The sequence below is a fragment of the Streptomyces sp. NPDC059788 genome (genome assembly GCF_042732265.1).
Classification (GTDB): Bacteria; Actinomycetota; Actinomycetes; order Streptomycetales; family Streptomycetaceae; genus Streptomyces.
Genome location: NZ_JBHWHY010000013.1, coordinates 45,799 through 64,058, shown reverse-complemented (window position 1 = coordinate 64,058; position 18,260 = coordinate 45,799). Strand labels below are relative to the sequence as shown.

The 18,260-nt window shown below is 72.9% G+C and carries 5 protein-coding genes and 1 pseudogene; 2 read left to right on the top strand and 4 right to left on the bottom strand.

Annotated elements, in window-relative coordinates:
- Nucleotides 1-64: 64 nt before the first annotated feature.
- From ACFV57_RS13840 to ACFV57_RS13825, 4 genes and pseudogenes are all read right to left on the bottom strand, one after another.
- Nucleotides 65-2,089: pseudogene (locus tag ACFV57_RS13840) on the bottom strand (condensation domain-containing protein); the annotation flags it as partial.
- Nucleotides 2,090-2,145: 56 nt separating this feature from the next.
- Complete coding sequence (locus ACFV57_RS13835) at nt 2,146-12,969, bottom strand: amino acid adenylation domain-containing protein (protein ID WP_385230161.1); 10,824 nt, start codon at nt 12,967-12,969, stop codon at nt 2,146-2,148.
- Nucleotides 12,970-13,183: 214 nt separating this feature from the next.
- A complete protein-coding gene (locus tag ACFV57_RS13830) occupies nt 13,184-14,386 on the bottom strand; it encodes a sensor histidine kinase (RefSeq protein ID WP_385230158.1) in 1,203 nt (400 codons plus the stop codon).
- A gap of 13 nt (nt 14,387-14,399) precedes the next feature.
- Nucleotides 14,400-15,053 carry a response regulator transcription factor gene (locus ACFV57_RS13825; protein WP_385230155.1) on the bottom strand — a complete coding sequence of 218 codons (654 nt, stop codon included), beginning with the start codon at nt 15,051-15,053 and terminating at the stop codon, nt 14,400-14,402.
- A 170-nt stretch (nt 15,054-15,223) separates the two neighbouring features.
- Between ACFV57_RS13825 and ACFV57_RS13820 the strand changes: the two genes are divergently transcribed.
- Together ACFV57_RS13820 and ACFV57_RS13815 are read left to right on the top strand one after the other, a co-directional pair.
- Nucleotides 15,224-15,751 (top strand): hypothetical protein, encoded by a 528-nt coding sequence (locus ACFV57_RS13820; protein WP_385230152.1) that lies wholly within the window; start codon nt 15,224-15,226, stop codon nt 15,749-15,751.
- A 440-nt stretch (nt 15,752-16,191) separates the two neighbouring features.
- Entirely contained in the window at nt 16,192-18,237 is a 2,046-nt protein-coding gene (locus ACFV57_RS13815; protein ID WP_385230149.1) for a transglycosylase domain-containing protein, read from the top strand.
- Nucleotides 18,238-18,260: the final 23 nt, after the last annotated feature.

The window sequence follows — 18,260 nt, the reverse complement described above, 5'->3', positions numbered from 1 at the left end:
CCACGGACTCGGCCGGTACCACGTCGCCGCCGGTCAGGACGTGCTGGAGATCGGCGAAGCAGGTGGGCGTCTCCTGGGCCAGCACCCGGAACAGCCCGGCAGTCACATGCACCGCCGTCAGCGCGTACTCACGGACCAGACGGGCCAGCGTGCCCCCGTCCACATCCGCCGCCTCCGGCGCCACCACCACACAACCGCCGTTCAGCAACGGCACCCACAACTCGAACGTCGAAGCATCGAAAGCATGCGGCGCGTGGAACAGCACCCGCCCCGCACCGACATCCCCCCAGCACGAGTCCGACGCCAGCCCCGCAACGCCCCCGTGCGTGGCCACCACACCCTTCGGCACCCCCGTCGAACCCGAGGTGTACATCACGTACAGCCCCGCCTGCGGCGAGACCTCCACCGGCAGCGGCGCGGCGGAGAAATCCCGCAGGGCCTCTTCGACCTCGGTGCCGCTCACCACCAGCACCGGCGCCGAGTCCTCCAGCAGCCACCGCACCCGCTCCGCCGGATACGCCGTGTCCACCGGTACGAACACCGCCCCCGCCTTCGCGATGCCCAGCAGCGCGGTCACGAGGGCGGCGGAGCGGGGCAGCGCCACGCCCACCCGGTCCCCCGTGGTCACGCCACGGGCACGCAGTGCGCGGGCGAATCGATTCGCCCGCGCGTCCAGCTCCGCGTAGGTCAGGACGCCTTCCTCGGACACGACCGCCGCTTCGTGCGCGTGCCGCCGGGCGGTCCGCTCGAAGCGGCCGGGCACGGTCGTCGGCGCGGCGCCCGGGGCGCCGAGGTTCACGCCGCGCAGCAGCCGGTCCCGTTCGCCGTCCACGAGTACGTCGATGTCGCCGACCCGGGTGGCCGGGTCGGCCGCCAGCTGTCCGAGGATCTTGACGACGCGGTCGGCCAGGAGCTGCGCGTCGGCGCGGGTGAACAGGTCGGGGCGGTAGGTCAGGCGGAACCGCTCGGACATCGCGGTGAACGTCAGCGGATAGTGCGCGGCGTCCCGGCCGCCGACGCTCGCCAGGTTCAGGTCCCCGGACACCGACCGCGCGGTGGTCCCGGTCAGGTCGAGCAGGTCGACGGGGTAGTTCTGGAAGACGGTCAGGGTGTCGAAGAGGGTGCGGGTCCCGGCGATGCCCTGGACCTCGGACAGGCTCAGGTGTTCGTGGGGCAGCAGCGCCGCCTGTGCGTCCTGGAGACGGGTGAGCAGCTGGGCGACGGTGTCGGTGGCCGTCCAGCGGGCCCGTACCGGCAGGGTGTTGATGAACAGCCCGACGGTGGTGTCGATGCCCGGGATCTCCGGCGGGCGCCCGGCCGTGGTCCCCCCGAAGACCACGTCGTCGCGTCCGGTCAGGGTGCCGAGCAGCACGGCCCACGCGCCGCGCATCACGGTGCTCATGGTCACGCCGTGCCGGCGGGCCAGGCCCGCGAGCGCGGTCACCAGCGGGGCGGGCAGTTCGACCCGTATCTCGTCGGGGTCGACCGGTGCGCGGCTGCCCGTCTCCGGGGCGACCAGGGTCGGCTGTGCGCCGTGGAGCGCCTGCCGCCAGGCGTCGGTGGCGGCCGCGTCGTCGCGGCGGGCCAGCCAGGCGAGGTAGCTGCGGTACGGGGTGACCGGCGGCAGGGCGCGTTCGTCGCCGCCGTTGCGGTACAGCTCCACCAGTTCGTTGGCGACGATCGAGGTCGACCAGCCGTCGCAGAGGATGTGGTGGACGGTCAGCACGACGCGGGTGCGGGTGTCGGCCACGCGGATGGCGGTGAGCCGCAGCAGGGGCGGCGCCGCGAGGTCGAAGCGCCGGGTCCACTCCGCGCGCACCGCCTCGTCCAGGGCGTCCGCGCGGCGGTCGGCCGGTACGGGGCGCAGGTCCAGCTCCTGCCACGGCAGGTCCGCGCGCTGCGGGATGATCTGCACCGTCTCGCCGGATTTCAGGGTGCGAAACCCCGCCCTGAGGGTCGGGTGCCGGCGCAGCAGCGCGTGTCCCGCCGCCCTGAGGGCGTCCGTGTCGAGGGGGCCGTCCAGGTCCAGGACCACCTGGCCCCGGTAGATGTCCGTGGCCTCGGCGTCGTAGAGGGCGTGGAACAACATGCCCTTCTGCATCGGCGCGAGCGGCCATATGTCGGCCAGTCCGGGCTTGCTCACGGCTACTTTCCCCATTCCGTTTCGAGCTGGTCGATGTCGTCCTGCGTCAGGGCGACGAGGTCGAGGTCCGACGGGGTACGGCCGCCCGCGTCCGTGTGCGCGGCGCACGCCACCAGGTCCTCGGCGGCGCGGAACCACGCGTGGCCGAGCCGGCGCAGGTCGGCCTCGGAGACCCGCGCCGGGTCCCAGGCCCAGTGCGCGGTCAGCCGGGGGCCGTCGTCGGTGTCCACGGCGAGGGCGTCGAGGTCGATGAGGTGGGTGCGTACGCCTTCGGGCGGGTGGGCGTCGCCGGTGGTGGTCCAGGCGGTGGCCGTCCGGTGTCCGTCGGCTGCGGGGGTGCGGCCGAGGTAGTTGAACAGGATCGGTGGTTCGGCGAGTCCGGCCAGGTCCGCGGCCGTCCGCGCGTTCAGGTGGCGCAGCAGGCCGTGGCCGATGCCGTGCCCGGGGAGTTCCCTGACCTGTTCCTTGACGCGTTTGAGTACGGTTCCCGGGTCGGGGACGCCGGGCCGGGCGCCGGGGTCCTCCCCGGCGTTCGGGTCGAGCCGTACGGGGTGGATGCTGGTGAACCAGCCGACCGTACGGGAGAGGTCGGCGCCGGGTGCGAGGCCGCTTTCGCGGCCGTGCCGTTCGAGGTCCACGAGGACGGCGCCGGGCCGGCCGCGCCAGTCGGCGACCGCGAGCACCAGCGCGGCGAGGAGCACTTCGGTGACCTCGGCGTGGAAGGCCGCCGGCACGGTGGTGAGCAGGGCCGCCGACGTCGCGGGCGACAGGGTCATGGTCAGGGTCCCGGACCCGCCCGGCCCGGTGGGCGGGTCCGGCAGGAGCGGGGCGGTGGGCGCGCCGATGCGCTTCCACAGCGGCAGTTCGGCGGTCCGGGCGGGGTCGTGGGCGGCCTGTCGCAGCAGTTCGGCCCAGCGGCGGAAGGATGTGCGGACCGGGGGCAGCTGCGGTTCGGTGCCCGCCTGCGCCGCCTCGCAGGCGAGGGCCAGGTCGTCGAGGAGGATGCGCCAGGAGGCGCTGTCCACGCAGAGGTGGTGCGCGGCCAGGAAGAGGCGGCCCGGCCGGTGCGTTCCCGTGTCGAACCATACGGCTTGCAGTACGGCGCCGGTGCGCGGGTCGAGCCGTCCGGTCGCGGCGGCGCACTGCTCACGGACGATCACCGCCGTGATCTGCTCGGCCGGTCCGGGCAGCCGTACCGTCCGCAGCATGTCCGCTGCCGCCACGGCGCCCGGCGGCCGGACGTGCAGCGTGCCGGTGTCGTCGGGGCCGAGGCGGAGCCGCAGGGCGCCGTGGTGGTCCAGGACGGCCTGGAGGGCGGTGGTGAGGTGGGCGGCGGTGAGGCCGGCCGGGGTGTGGACCATGACGGTCTGGTGCAGCGGTCCGGCCAGGTCCTGCCGGTCGGCGAGCTGCCGCATGACCGGGGTGAGGGGCAGGGGTCCCGCGCTGTCGTCGTGCCGGGTCTCCTCGTCCGTGACGGGCCGGGCGACGACGGCGAGGGCCTCCGGGGTCTTGTGCTGGAAGACGTCCGTCGCGCTGATCCGGTATCCGGCCCTGGCGACGCGGGCGACCAGTTGCAGGGAGATGATGCTGTCGCCGCCGAGTTCGAAGAAGTTGGCGTCGGCGCCCACTCCGGCGTCCGGGTCCGGGCCGTGCGGGTCCGGGCCCGCCGGGACTTCCGCGCGGTCGTCCGCCGTCGTCAGTCCGAGGACTTCCGCGAACAGGCGGCAGAACAGCGCTTCGAGCGGCGTGCGGGGCGCGCGTCCCGCGGAGGCCGCCGCGTAGTCGGGTGCGGGCAGCGCGGCCCGGTCGACCTTGCCGTTGCCGGTGATGGGCAGCGCGTCGAGGGTGACGACGGTGCCGGGGATCATGTAGTCCGGCAGCCGGTCGGCGGCGAAGTCGCGGATGCCCGTGGCGTCCCCGACGACGTACGCGACGAGGCGCTTGTCGCCGGGCCGGTCCTCCCTTACGACGACGGCGGCCTGGGCCACGCCCGGGGCCTGCCCGAGGACGGCCTCGATCTCGGCGGGCTCGATCCGGAAGCCGCGCACCTTGACCTGGTCGTCGGCCCGGCCGAGGAAGACGAGGTTGCCGTCCCGGTCCCAGCGGACCAGGTCGCCCGTACGGTACATCCGTCCGCCGCCGTACGGGCACGCCACGAAGCGCTCCGCGGTCAGCGCCGCACGGCCGAGATAGCCGCGCGCGACACCGCGCCCCGCCACGTACAGTTCTCCCGCCACATCCGTGGGCACCGGGCGCAGCAGGGCGTCCAGGACGAAGACCGCGGTGCCGACGCGGGGGCGGCCGATCGGCAGGACGGCCGGTGCCCCGGTGCCGGGGGCGAGGGTGTGGGTGGTGGCGCAGAGGGTGGTCTCCGTCGGCCCGTAGAGGTGGTGGACGGCGGCGCCGGGGCAGGCTTCGGCGACCCGGGCGACCGCCTCGGCGGGCACCACGTCGCCGCCGGTCAGGACATGCCGCAGCCCCGCGAAGCAGCCGGGGGACTCCTGCGCGAGGACGCGGAAGAGACCGGCCGTGACGTGTACGGCCGTCAACGCGTGCGCACCGGTCAGCCGGGCCAGCGTCTCCCCGTCCAGGTCCAGGGCGGGCGCGACGACCACGGACCCGCCGTTGAGGAGCGGCACCCACAGTTCCAGGGTGGACGCGTCGAAGGTGTGCGGGGCGTGGAAGAGCGTCCGCCCGTCGCCGACGCCGTTCCAGCAGGGGTCGAGGGCGAGCGCGGTGACGTTCGCATGGGTCGTGAGGACGCCCTTGGGCGTACCGGTCGAACCGGAGGTGTACATCACGTACAGGCCCGATTCCGGCTGTGCCGCCACCGGCGGTGGCACGGCCGGGAAGTGCCGCAGCGCCTCCGCGACCTCCGAACGCGTCACGACCAGTACGGGAGTGGCGTCCTCCAGCAGGAACCGCACCCGCTCGACCGGGTACGCCGTGTCCACCGGTACGGCCACCGCGCCCGCCTTGGCGATGCCCAGCAGCACGGCGACGAGTTCCACCGAGCGGTCCAGCATCACCGCGACCCGGTCGCCGGGGGTGACGCCCTTCGCGTGCAGGTACCAGGCGCAGCGGTCGGCCCACGCGTCCAGTTCCCGGTAGGTCAGCGTGGTGTCGGCGGACTCCACCGCCACGTCGTCCCCGTGCCGCGCGACGACCCGTGCGAAGCACTGCGGCACGGTCTCGTCCCGCGCGCCGGCCGGCCCGGACGCCGCCGCCGACGTGAGGCGGGTCCGCTCGTCCTCGCCCAGGACGTCCACCTCCCCGGCCGGTACGCCGGAGTCCGCGGTGACCTGGTCGAGCACCGCGAGCAGCCGGGCCGCCAGGCGCTCGGCGGTGGCCCGGTCGAAGAGGTCGGCGGCGAACTCCAGGTAGCACTCCAGGCCCGCGGGGGCACCGTCGGTGTCCCGGCGTTCCCACATCAGGACCGACAGGTCGAACTTCGAGGTGGTCATCTCCACCGGTATCAGCCGGGACTCCAGCCCCGGGGCGTCGAAGTGCGTCTCGGGCGCGTTCTGGAGGGCGAAGGCGACCTGGAAGAGCGGGTGCCGGGCCAGGGAGCGGACCGGGTTCAGCGCCTCCACCAGGTTTTCGAAGGGGAGGTCCTGGTGGGCGTAGGCGGCGAGGTCGGTCTCCCGCACCCGGCCGACCAGGTCGGCGAAGGAAGGATTGCCGCCGACGTCCGTACGCAGCACCAGCGTGTTGAGGAAGTTGCCGACCAGGCCGTCCACGGCCTCGTCGGTGCGGCCCGCGATGGGGGTGCCGAGCGGGATGTCGTCCCCGGCGCCGAGGCGCGACAGCAGCACGGCGACGGCCGCCTGGGCGACCATGAACAGCGTGGCGTCGCACTCGCGCGCGATCTCCGCCAGGCGGCGGTGGACCGCGGCGTCCACCGAGAAGGGCAGGAAGCCTCCCTGGTGGGATGCCACCGGCGGACGGGGCCGGTCGAAGGGCAGCTTCAGGTGTTCCGGCAGGTTGGCGAGGGTTTCGGCCCAGAAGGCGGCCTGCCGGCCGAACAGCCCGTCGTCGGTGTCCTGGGTGAGGAGTTCGCGCTGCCAGAGGGTGAAGTCGGCGTACTGGACGGGCAGCGGCGCCCAGCCGGGCGCACGGCCCTCGGCCCGCGCCGCGTAGGCAAGCGCCAGGTCGTCGGCCAGGACGCCCATGGACCAGCCGTCGGCGGCGATGTGATGCACCACGATCAGCAGGACGTGGTCGGCCGGCGTCATTTCGAAAAGCGTGATGCGCCAGGGCAGTTCCGCTTCGATACGGAATCCCTCTTCGACACCGGATGCCAGCGCCCGCGCCACGTCGCCCTCGTCCGCGCCGATTTTGACGGTGGTGAGCTGTACGGTCACCTCGGCCGCGTCGGTGATGTCCTGGCGGGCGTGGCCGGCGTTCTCCGGATAGCGGGTGCGTAACGTCTCGTGCCGCGCCACGACATCCGACCACGCCGCCTCCAGCGCCGCGGCATTCAACTCCCCGGTCAGCCGGACCGCAAGAGGAATATTGTTGGTCGCACTCGGCCCCTCCAGACTGTGCAGAAACCACATCCGCTGCTGACCGAACGACAACGGCAACCGATCAGGCCGCCCCACCGGCACCAACACCGGCCGCACCGCCTCGAACTCATCCAACCGCCCCGCCAGCCCCGCCACCGTCGGCGCCTCGAACAACGCCCGCACCGAAATCTCCACACCCAACGCACCCTTGACCCGACTCGCCAACCGCGTCGCCAACAACGAATCCCCACCCAGAGCAAAGAAACCGTCATCAACACCCACCCGCTCCAGATGCAAAACCTCCGCAAACAAACGGCACAGAATCTGCTCCTGCGGAGTACGCGCCACACGCTCCGAAACAACCACCCCATAATCAGGCGCGGGCAACACAGCCCGATCGACCTTCCCATGGGCCGTGAGCGGCAACTCGTCCAGCGCGACGACCACGGCGGGCACCATGTAATCCGGCAGCCGCCCCGCCGCGAATTCCCTTACGCGTTCCGCATTTCCGACCACGTACGCGACCAGCCGCTTGTCCCCGGGCCGGTCCTCCCGTACGACGGCGGCGGCCTGGGCCACGCCCGGAGCCTGCCCGAGGACGGCCTCGACCTCCGCCAGTTCGATCCGGAAGCCCCGGATCTTCACCTGGTCGTCGGACCGGCCCAGGAACACGAGGTTGCCGTCCTGGTTCCACCGGACGACATCTCCCGTCCGGTACATCCTCCCGCCCCCGTACGGGCACGCCACGAAGCGTTCCGCCGTCAGCGCCGCACGGCCCAGATACTCACGCGCCACCCCACGCCCCGCCACATACAACTCCCCCGCCACACCCACCGGAACAGGCCGCAGGAAACCGTCCAGCACGAAGAGGCGTTGCCCGTCGCGGGGTCCGCCGATCGGCAGGACATCCGGGACCTCCGCCCCCGGCTCGATGACGAACGTCGTCGCGCACAGCGTGGTCTCGGTCGGCCCGTACAGATGGCGGAGCACGATGCCCGGGCACGCCTCGGCGACACGGGCGACGGCTTCGGCGGGGACGACATCGCCGCCGGTCAGGACGTGCCGGAGGCCCGCGAAGCAGGTGGGCGTCTCCTGGGCCAGCACCCGGAACAGCCCGGCGGTCACATGCACCGCCGTCAGCGCGTACTCGCGGACCAGACGGGCCAGCGTGCCGCCGTCCATATCCGCCGCCTCCGGCGCCACCACCACACAACCGCCGTTCAGCAACGGCACCCACAACTCGAACGTCGAAGCATCGAAAGCATGCGGCGCGTGGAACAGCACCCGGCCCGTTCCGATGTCGCCCCAGCAGGAATCCGACGCCAGCCCCGCAACGCCCCCGTGCGTGGCCACCACACCCTTCGGCACCCCCGTCGAACCCGAGGTGTACATCACGTACAGCCCCGCCTGCGGCGACAGCCGTACCGGAAGGGGAGCGGCCGGGAAGCCCCCGAGAGCGGCTTCGCGCACCTCCTCCTCTCCCACCAGCAGCACCGGCGCGGAATCCTCCAGCAGGAACCGCACCCGCTCCGCCGGATACGCCGTGTCCACCGGTACGAACACGGCCCCCGCCTTCGCGATGCCGAGGAGGACGACGACCAGTTCCGCCGACCGGGGCAGCGTGACGGCCACGCGGTCGCCGGGGTGCACTCCCCTGCCGCGCAGGTACCGGGCGAAGCGGTTGGCCCGCGCGTCCAGTTCGCCGTACGTCAGCGAGGTGCCGTCCGCCGTCACGGCGGTCTCGGCCCGGGACCGCCGTACGGTCGCGTCGAACACGTCGAGGACCGTGCGGTCCCCGGCGTCCGCCGCCCCCACGTTGACGCCGGACACCAGCCGGTCGCGCTCCTCGGGAGCCAGCAGTTCGACCTCGCCCAGGCGCAGGCCGGGGTTGTCGGCGACCTGGTCGAGCACCGCGAGCAGCCGGTTGACCAGGCGCCGCGCGCCATCCGGGTCGAAGAGATCGGTGGCGAACTCCAGATAGCCGTCCAGGCCGGCGCCGCCGGTCCGCTCCCCCAGGCCGAAGACCAGGTCGAACTCGACCGTCGCGGGCGGTACGGGGACCGGTACCGCGCCGAGGCCGGGCAGGTCCCATGCGGGGTTCAGCTCGTCCTCCATCACCAGCAGCACCTGGAACAGCGGGTGCCGGGCGGTCGACCGGGCGGGGTTCACCGCCTCCACGAGGTGCTCGAAGGGGAGGTCCTGGTGGGCGTACGCGCCCAGGTCGGCGTCCCGGGCGCGCGCCACCAGTTCGGTGAAGGACGGATCGCCCCCGGCGTCGGTCCGCAGCACCAGTGTGTTGAGGAAGAACCCGACGGCCCCGTCCAGGGACTCGTCGGTGCGGTCCGTGACGGGTGTGCCGAGCGGGATGTCCTCGCCCGCGCCGAGCCGGGACAGCAGCAGCACGACCGCGGCCTGCGCGACGGTGAACAGGGTGGCGTCGCAGGCGCGCGCGATGTCGTTAAGCCGCCGGTGCACCCGGGCGTCGACGGTGAACTGCAGCACGGCGCCTCGGTGGCTGGCCGTGGCGGGGCGCGGCCGGTCGGTGGGCAGCTCGATCTGGTCCGGCAGGCCGGCGAGAGTGTCGGTCCAGTAGGCGAGTTGCGTGCCGAGCAGGTCGTTGCCGCTGTCGAGGAGTGCGTGTTGCCAGAGGGCGAAGTCGGCGTACTGGACGGGCAGCGGCGCCCAGCCCGGCGCGTGGCCCGCGCTCCGCGCCGCGTACGCCGTCGAGAGGTCCCGCGCGAGGACGCCCATCGACCAGCCGTCGGCGGCGATGTGGTGCACGACGACCAGGAGCACGTGTTCACGGGCGGACAGTTCGAACAGGGTGGCCCGACGGGGCGGTGCCTCGTCGAGTGCGAACCGGCGGCCGACGTGCTCGGCGAGTACGGTGTCGAGGTCTTCCTCGGTGGTGGCGACGATGAGCGGCTCCGGGGCGTCGGTCCGGCCGTCCGGATGCGCGGCGCCGGGGTGGCCCTGCGGTCGCGGCCCGCTCCCGTCCAGCACCAGCTGCCGCAGTACGCCCCCGCTCTCGGGGAAGACCGTGCGCAGCGGCTCGTGGCGGGCGATCAGGTCCGCCCAGGCGGCGCGCAGGGCGGTGCGGTCCAGGTCGCCGGTGAGGCGGACGGCCATGGCCATGTTGTAGGCGCCGCTGGTGTCCTCCAGCTGGTTCGCGAACCACATGCGCTGCTGTCCGAACGACAGCGGCAGGGTCTCCGGCCGCTCGGCCGCGACCACGGGCGGGCGGCCGGCGCCCAGTTCACCGAGCCGCCCGGCCAGGCCGGCGGCCGTGGGCGACTCGAACATCACGGGCATCGGGATCTCGACGCCCAGGGCGGTACGGGCCCGGCTGGTCAGCCGCATGGCCAGCAGGGAGTCGCCGCCGAGGTCGAAGAACCGGTCGTCGACGCCGACCCGGTCGAGGCCGAGAACCTCGGCGAACAGGCGGCACAGGATCTGTTCCTGCGGGGTGCGGGGCGCGCGGTCCGAGGTGGTCACGGCGTGGTCGGGCGCGGGCAGCGCGGCCCGGTCGACCTTGCCGTTGGCCGTGAGCGGCAGCGCGTCCAGGGTGACGACCGTGCCGGGGACCATGTAGTCGGGCAGCCGCTCGCCCAAGAAGTCCCGTACGCCCGTCGCGTCCCCGACGATGTACGCGACCAGCCGCTTGTCGCCGGGCCGGTCCTCCCGTACGACGACGGCGGCCTGGTCCACGCCGGGGCACCGGCCGAGGACGGCCTCGACCTCCGCCGGTTCGATGCGGAAACCCCGGACCTTCACCTGGTCGTCGGCCCGGCGGACGAAATGCAGGTTGCCGTCGCGGTCCCAGCGGACGAGGTCGCCGGTGCGGTACATCCGCCCGCCGCCGTACGGGCACGCCACGAACCGCTCGGCGGTCGGCGCGGGGCGGTTCAGGTAGCCGGGGGCCACACCGCGCCCCGCGACGTACAGTTCGCCGGTCACCCCGGCCGGGACCGGGTGCAGGGCGCGGTCCAGGACGAAGAGGCGTACGCCGTCGCGCGGCCCGCCGATGGGGAGCGCGGCGGGTGCCCGGGTGCCGGGCGGGAGGGTGTGGGTGGTGGCACAGAGGGTGATTTCTGTCGGTCCGTACAGGTGGTGCAGCGTCGCGTCCGGGCACGCCTCGGCGACGCGGGCGACGGCTTCGGCGGGGACGACGTCGCCACCGGTCAGGACGTGCCGGAGGCCCGTGAAGCAGGCGGGCGTCTCCTGGGCGAGCACGCGGAACAGCCCGGCGGTGACGTGTACGGCCGTCAGGTCGTGTTCGCCGACCAGCCGGGCCAGGGTGTTCCCGTCCAGGTCGGCGTCCGGCGCCACCACCACGCAGCCGCCGTTCAGCAGCGGCACCCACAGTTCGAACGTCGAGGCGTCGAAGGCGTGCGGCGCGTGGAACAGGACGCGGCCGGTGCCGATGTCGCCCCAGCACGTGTCGCGGGTGAGGGCCGCGACGCTGCCGTGGGTGGCCGTCACGCCCTTGGGCGCGCCGGTCGAACCGGAGGTGTACATCACGTACAGGCCCGACTCCGGCGATATCCGTACCGGCGACGGCGCGGCCGAGAAGTCCCGCAGGGCGGCCTCCCGCAGCGCCTCCTCCCCGCTCACGACCAACGCGGGAGCGGAGTCCTCCAGCAAGTACCGCACCCGCTCGGCCGGGTAGGACGGGTCCACCGGTACGGCCAGCGCGCCGGCCTTCGCGATGCCGAGCAGCGCGACGACCAGTTCGGCGGACCGGTGCAGCAGGACGCCGACGCGGTCCCCGGGCACCACTCCCCCGGCTCGCAGGTACCGGGCGAAGCGGTTGGTGCGCGCGTCCAGTTCGCCGTAGGTGAGCGTGTCCGCGCCGGAGACGACGGCGGGCGCCTCCGGGAAGCGGGCGGCCGTCTCCGCGAAGCGCTCGGGGACGGTCGTGTCCGGCGCGGCGGCCCGGCCGGTGTTCACCTCGGTGAGCAGTCGCTCCCGTTCACCGTCGAGGAGGACCCCGGCCTCGCTCACCCGCAGCGCCGGGTCCGCCGTCAGCTGGGCGAGGACGGTGGTGAGCCGGGCGGCCAGGGTGACGGCCGTGGCCCGGTCGAAGAGTTCCGCGTTGTGCCAGAGGCCGCCGTCGATGCCGCGGGGCCGTCCGTCGGGGCCGTGGCGTTCGGTCAGGTTGAGGTAGAGGTCGAAGAGGCCGAACGTCAGGTCGTCCCGCGCGGCCTCGATGCCGACCCGCTCCGGTACGGCGGTCAGGCCGGGCAGGTCCCAGGCGGAGCCGGGCGAGTCCTCCATCACCAGCAGCACCTGGAAGAGCGGGTGCCGGGCCAGCGACCGGTCGGGGTTCAGCACCCCGACGAGGTGTTCGAACGGCAGGTCCTGGTGGGCCTCGGCGGCGAGTTCCGTGGCGCGGACCCGCCGGACCAGGTCGGCGAAGGACGGGTCGCCGCCCAGGCTCGTCCGCAGGACGAGGGTGTTGGCCACGAACCCGACGAGGTCGTCGAGCGTCTCGTCGGTGCGCCCGTCGACCGGGGAACCGATGGGGATGTCGTCGCCCGCGCCCAGCCGTGAGAGCAGTACGGCGAGCGCCGCCCGCACCACCATGAGCGGGGTGGCGTCGCAGTCACGCGCGATCTCCAGGAGCGCCCGGTGGGTACGCGCCGGAATGCGCACCGGCACCGAACCGCCCTCGTGCCGGGGCTCGGCGGGCCGGGGGCGGTCGCAGGGCAGCTCCAGCTGGGCGGGCAGCCCCGCCAGGGCCTGGCGCCAGTAGGCGAGCTGCCGCCCGTACACGCTCTGCGGGTCCTGTTCCGCGCCGAGGAGTTCCTGCTGCCGCCGGGCGAAATCCGTGTACGCGACGGGCAGGGGCGGCCAGTTCGGTCCCCGGCCCCGGGACCGGGCGGCGTAGGCCCGCGACAGGTCACGGGCCAGCACTTCCAGGGACCGGCCGTCCACCGCTATGTGGTGCACCACCAGCAGCAGTACGTGTTCGCGCGGGGACAGGGCGTACAGCGTCGCCCGGCACGGCGGTTCGGCCCGCAGGTCGAACTCCCGCCCCGCGTCGGCGGCGAGGGACTTGGCCAACTCGCTTTCGGTGATGCTCCGCTCCCCGAGCCCGGCCGGCGGGGTGTCCCGTACCCACTGCCACGCCTCCCCGTCCGCCTCGGAGAAGACCGTTCGCAGTGCCTCGTGGCGCTCGACCACGTCGGCCCAGGCCGCCTCCAGGGCCGGCCTGCGCAGCTCGCCGACGAGCCGGACCGCCATGGCCATGGTGTAGGCCGCGCCCGCGTTCTCCAGCCTGTTGACGAACCACATCCGCTGCTGACCGAACGACAACGGAATCCCCGTCGGTTCCGTACGGTCACCGCGGTTATTCCGGTTTCCGCGCACGCCGAGCTCCCCCCGTGAAATGACAACGCCGCGCGGCCACAACGTTTCCGGGGGCGCGCGGCGGTAGCTCTTGCGGCGAAGATACCCGTACCGCAGCGGAGCCGCGCAGTGTCCAGACAGCGGAATATTGACGTCCAGAAATGAGGAATTCTGGTCGGCTTCAGGATGCGACGGGTGGGAAATTGACGCGTATTTCGAGGCCGCCTTCCGGCAGCGGCTCGGCGTGCAGCTCCGCGTCATGGGCGGCCGCGATGGCGGCGACGATCGACAGGCCGATGCCCTGGCCGTCGTGGCCGCCGAGCCGGGTCGCCCGCAGCCGCTGGAACGGCTGGAAGATCAGCTCGACCTGGGACGGCAGGACCTCGGGCCCGGTGTTGCGCACGCTCAGCGCGGGCCGGCCCCCGTGCACGCCCGTCCACACCCGTACCCGCCCGTCGGGCACGTTGTGCCGGACCGCGTTGTCGACGAGGTTGATGATCAGCCGCTCGACCAGCGGCGGATCGCCGAGCACGGCGGCCGGCGCGAGGTCGCTGCCGATCCGCACCCCCGGCGGACCGTCGGCGTCACGAGGCCGGCCCAGATACTCGGCGGCCAGCCCCGCCAGGTCCACCGGCACCCGGCGGTCCAGGCCGCGCTGGCTGCGGGCCAGCGTCAGCAGCGCCTCGATCAGCTTCTCCTGCCGGGCGTTGCTGCCCAGCACGCGCACACACGTCTCCCGCAGTTCGGCCGCGCTCGCGTCCGGGTCGGCGAGGGTGATCTCCAGCAGGCTGCGCTCGAAGGTGAGGGGGGTGCGCAGTTCGTGGGAGGCGTTGGCGACGAATCTGCGCTGCGCCTCGAACGCGTCCTCCAGGTGGTCGAGGAGCGCGTCGAACGTGTCGGCCAGGTCCTTGATCTCGTCGGACGGGCCGGGCGCGCCGAGCCGCCGGTGCAGGTCGTTCGCCGAGATCGCTTTCGCGGTGTCGGCCATGGTCCGCAGGGGCCGCAGCGCCCGCCCGGCCATCAGCCAGCCCAGCCACACCGACAGGAAGGTCAGCAGCACCAGCGCGATACCGGACGACGTGAGCAGCTTCTCCAAGTAGTCGCTGCGCTGCTGCTGGAGTTGTTGCTCCAAGTCCACCGTCGGGGCCGGTACGTCGGCGGCGCCGAGGCCGCTGGGCGTCACGGAAGCGGCGGGCGGCGAGGGCGGATCGACACCCGCCCACGGCGGCCGGCCGGCCACCAGCAGGTAGACCACGGTCAGCAGCAGCACGCCGGTGACCAGGAAGAGCGCCCCGTACAGCAGGGTCAGCCGCAGCCGGATGGTCCACCGGACCTTGGCGAAGGAGCCCGGCGCGGGGCGGGCCGGACGGCGTATGCGGCGCATCCCCGGCCTCCCCTCAGATCCGGTAACCGGCCTGGGCGACGGTCTCGATGAGCGGTGGGTCGCCCAGCTTGCGCCGCAGCCGGCTCACGGTGACCTTGACCGTGTTGGTGAACGGGTCGGCGGCCTCGTCCCAGGCCCGCTCCAGCAGTTCCTCCGCGGAGACGACGCGCCCGCCCGCCGCCAGCAGCAGTTCGAGGACCGCGAACTCCTTGGGGCTGAGGTCGAGCCGGACGCCCGCCCGCAGCGCGGTGCGCTTGCCGGGGTCCAGTTTGAGGTCGGCGTGGCTCAGGACCGGGGGCAGCGCGGGCTGGCTGCGGCGGCCCAGGGCCCGTATCCGGGCGACCAGTTCGGCGAAGGCGAACGGCTTGGGCAGGTAGTCGTCGGCGCCGCTGGTCAGGCCCTCGACCCGGTCCTCGATCGTGGCGGCGGCGGTCAGCATCAGGACCCGGGCCGGGTAGCCCTCGGTGATCAGCGTCTGGCACACCTCGTCGCCGTGGACGCCGGGCAGGTCGCGGTCGAGGACGACGACCTCGTACCGGTTGACCGCGGTGTGCTCCAGCGCGGCCGTCCCGTCCAGGACAACGTCGACCGCCATGCCCTCCCGGCGCAGGCCCGCGGCCAGCGTCTCCGCGAGATCGCGATGATCCTCCACCACCAGAATCCGCATGGCCCCCACCGTCGGTTCGGCACCGTTGATTGTGATCTTGCTCGTGCGGCGGTTACAGCGGCGTAAGCCCCCGGCTCGGGTTACAGACGCCTAACACCCGACGTTCCGTCGCGGTAACCACCCGGTTGGTGAACTGGCTTCCAGACGTCCAGCGTCCCAGAGGAGTTGACATGTCGGCACCGTCCGAAGAAGAAGCACCACGAAAGAAGCGCAGGCGGTTCGCCGTCCCGCTGCTCATCGCGGCCCTGGCCGCGGGCGGGACCGTGCTCGTCCTGCAGACCGGCTCGTCGTCCGCGGCCCCGGCCGCGTCGTCGGCGCAGATCGGCGCCCGAGCGGCGCAGGCCACGTCCTCGGCGTCGGCTTCGGGCGGCACGGGCGAGTCCGCGGGCGACTCCGCGACACGGGAGCGTCAGGCCGAGGCCTTCACGCAGTGCATGCGTGACAACGGGGTCAAGGACTTCCCGGGGATCACCATCAAGGAGAACGGTCAGCTCCAGTTGAAGTCCGGCGGCAACATCAACCCGGTCTCCAAGGCGTACCGGTCCGCGGCCAAGACCTGCGCGTCGAAGCTGCCTTCGGGCAGCGGCCTGCCGAAGGAGCCCACCGCGGTGACGCCCGAGACACCGGCGCTCGGTTTCACCTGCACCGAGGACTGCCCCACGGCGCCCAAGGCGCCGAGTCTGCCTTCCGAGTTCTGACCCGGCGGCACCACGTCCAACCGCCCCCATTGGGCGGTTGGACATTCTCGGCCTGCCCGAATTCCGCGTAAACAGACCTGTAACCGCGACGTAACCACCCGCCCGCCATAATGGAAGATTCGCACACCAACCATGAATTCCGGCCACCGTTCGAAAACCCGGCCCAAGCACCACGCCGAACATGACAAAGGCCGAATTCAGCGTCCACCCCCGGGGCCGCCGGAGACCACGCGGCCCGTCACGGCCGTCCCCCGTGCGCACGACCGCCGGCCGGGGCGCCGCACCCAGGGTCTCCGGCGGCCCGTACCGCGCCGGGTGGTCCGGCCGCGCCGGACCGGACCGCCCGGCCCGTCGCCCCGTCGCCCCGTCGCCCCTGAAACGTAACGTTTTCGTGGCAGAGCAGAACATTCGTACGGGGAGTAATCCCATAAGGTCGAGCGGTGATCGAACGTCGAAAAGGGGCACATGCCCGGACCACCGCCTCCTCCGCGGGCGGCCGTTGGCCCGTTCTCGGCCGGTGGTGGGCCGCAAACCGCCGCAGACTGCGGCTCCGCCGCCCGGCCTACCCGCGCCCGGGGCGCTCGGGCTTTCGGCGCTGGGTGCCGTCCTGGCGCCAGACGCTGGGGCTGACCGGCTCCTTCGTCGGCGTACTGGCCGGCCTGCTGGCGATCATGTACGCGCGCACCGAGATACCCGCCGACCTGAACGCGTTCGCCACGCAGCAGGACAACGTCTACTACTGGGCCGACGGCACCGAGATGGCCCGTACCGGCGACATCAACCGGCAGGACACGCCCCTCGACGCCGTACCGGAACAGGTCCGCTGGGCCGCGCTGGCCGCCGAGAACGAGACCTTCTACTCCGACAGCGGCATCTCGCCCAGCGGCATGGTCCGGGCCGTGACCCGGATGGTCACCGGCGGCAACACCCAGGGCGGCTCCACCATCACCCAGCAGTACGTGAAGAACGCCTACCTGAACCAGGACCAGACCTTCACCCGCAAACTCAGCGAGATGTTCATCGCCATCAAGCTCGACAACAAGATGACCAAGGACGAGATCCTTGAGCGCTACCTGAACACCAGTTGGTACGGGCGCGGCACCTACGGCATTCAGCGCGCCGCGCACGCCTACTACGGCAAGGACGCCGCACAGCTGAACGTGAGCGAGGGCGCGTTCCTCGCCTCCCTCCTCAAGGGCGCCGCGCTGTACGACCCGGCCCTCGGGGCCGAGCACCGCGAGCGCGCGGTCGAGCGCTGGAACTGGGTGCTGGACCGGATGGTGGCCATCGGCAAGCTCTCCGCCGAGGAGCGGGCCCGCTGCACCCGCTTCCCCGAACCGCAGGCCCCGCCCAAGCCCGCCGGGCTGGTCGGCCAGAACGGCTACCTCGTGGAGACCGCCCGGGCCTATGTCGGCGCGCACACCGAGATCTCCGAGAAGGACTTCGCCCTCGGCGGCTACCAGATCCACACCACCTTCGAGAAGTCCCGGATGACGGCGCTGTCCGGAGCGGTCGGTTCCGTACGGGCCAAGCTGGACCCGGGCGCCCGCAAGGCGGACCGCGACGTACGCATCGGCGCGGCCTCGGTGGCGACGGACGGACGGATCGTGGCGCTGTACGGCGGTCCCGACTACCTCCGGCAGGGGTTCAACGACGCCAACTCCTCCGTGGTTCCCGCGGGCAGCGCCTTCGCGCCGTTCGTCTACGCCGCGGCGCTGCGCGACGGCGTCGAGCGCGAGCGCGGCAAGCCCCGCACCCCCGTCACACCGGCCACGGTCTACGACGGCGACAACAAGATCACGCTGCGCACTCCGGAAGGGCCGTACTGGGACCGCGCGGGCAAGATCGCCAAGGCGGAGAACGACGGCGGGAAGTCCTGGGGCCGCATTCCCCTCAAGAGCGCCGTCGCGCAGTCCGTCAACACCACGATCATGCAGCTGGGCATGGACGTCGGCCTGGAGCGGGTCGGCAAACTGGGCGTGCAGACCGGGCTCCTGGAGAGCAGCCTCGGCGAGAAGCTGCCGTCCTTCGCCCTCGGCACCGCCACGCCCAGCGCCATCCGGATGGCCGACGCGTACGCCACCTTCGCGGGCGGGGGCAAGCACAGCGAGCCGTACTCGGTCGGCAGGCTGATGCGCAACGGCACCGGTGTGCCGATCGGGAAGCCGACCGCCGGACAGGTGCTGCCCCGGGACGTGGCGGGCGCGGTGGACGACGCCCTGCGCGAGTCCGTCCGCCGGGGTTCGGCCACCGCGGCCCGGGCCGCCGGGCCCGACGTGGCCGGCAAGCCGGGCACCGCGCAGGACAACAAGTCCGCCTGGTTCGTCGGCTACCGCGGCACCCTGTCGACCGCCGTCTCGCTGGCCCGCATCGATCCGAAGACCCAGGAACTGCTGCCCCTGGACGGCATCGGCGGGCAGGCGAAGGAGAAGGCCGGAAGCCCGTACCCGGCCGACATCTGGACGCGGTACATGACCGCCCGGTAGGACCACGCGCCGCGGAGCCCCCG

Excerpts from the sequence above, each read along its gene's own strand:
- ACFV57_RS13830 (WP_385230158.1), bottom strand. The coding sequence starts at position 14,386 with ATGCGCCGCATACGCCGTCCGGCCCGCCCCGCGCCGGGCTCCTTCGCC.
- ACFV57_RS13825 (WP_385230155.1), bottom strand. The coding sequence starts at position 15,053 with ATGCGGATTCTGGTGGTGGAGGATCATCGCGATCTCGCGGAGACGCTG.
- ACFV57_RS13820 (WP_385230152.1), top strand. The coding sequence starts at position 15,224 with ATGTCGGCACCGTCCGAAGAAGAAGCACCACGAAAGAAGCGCAGGCGG.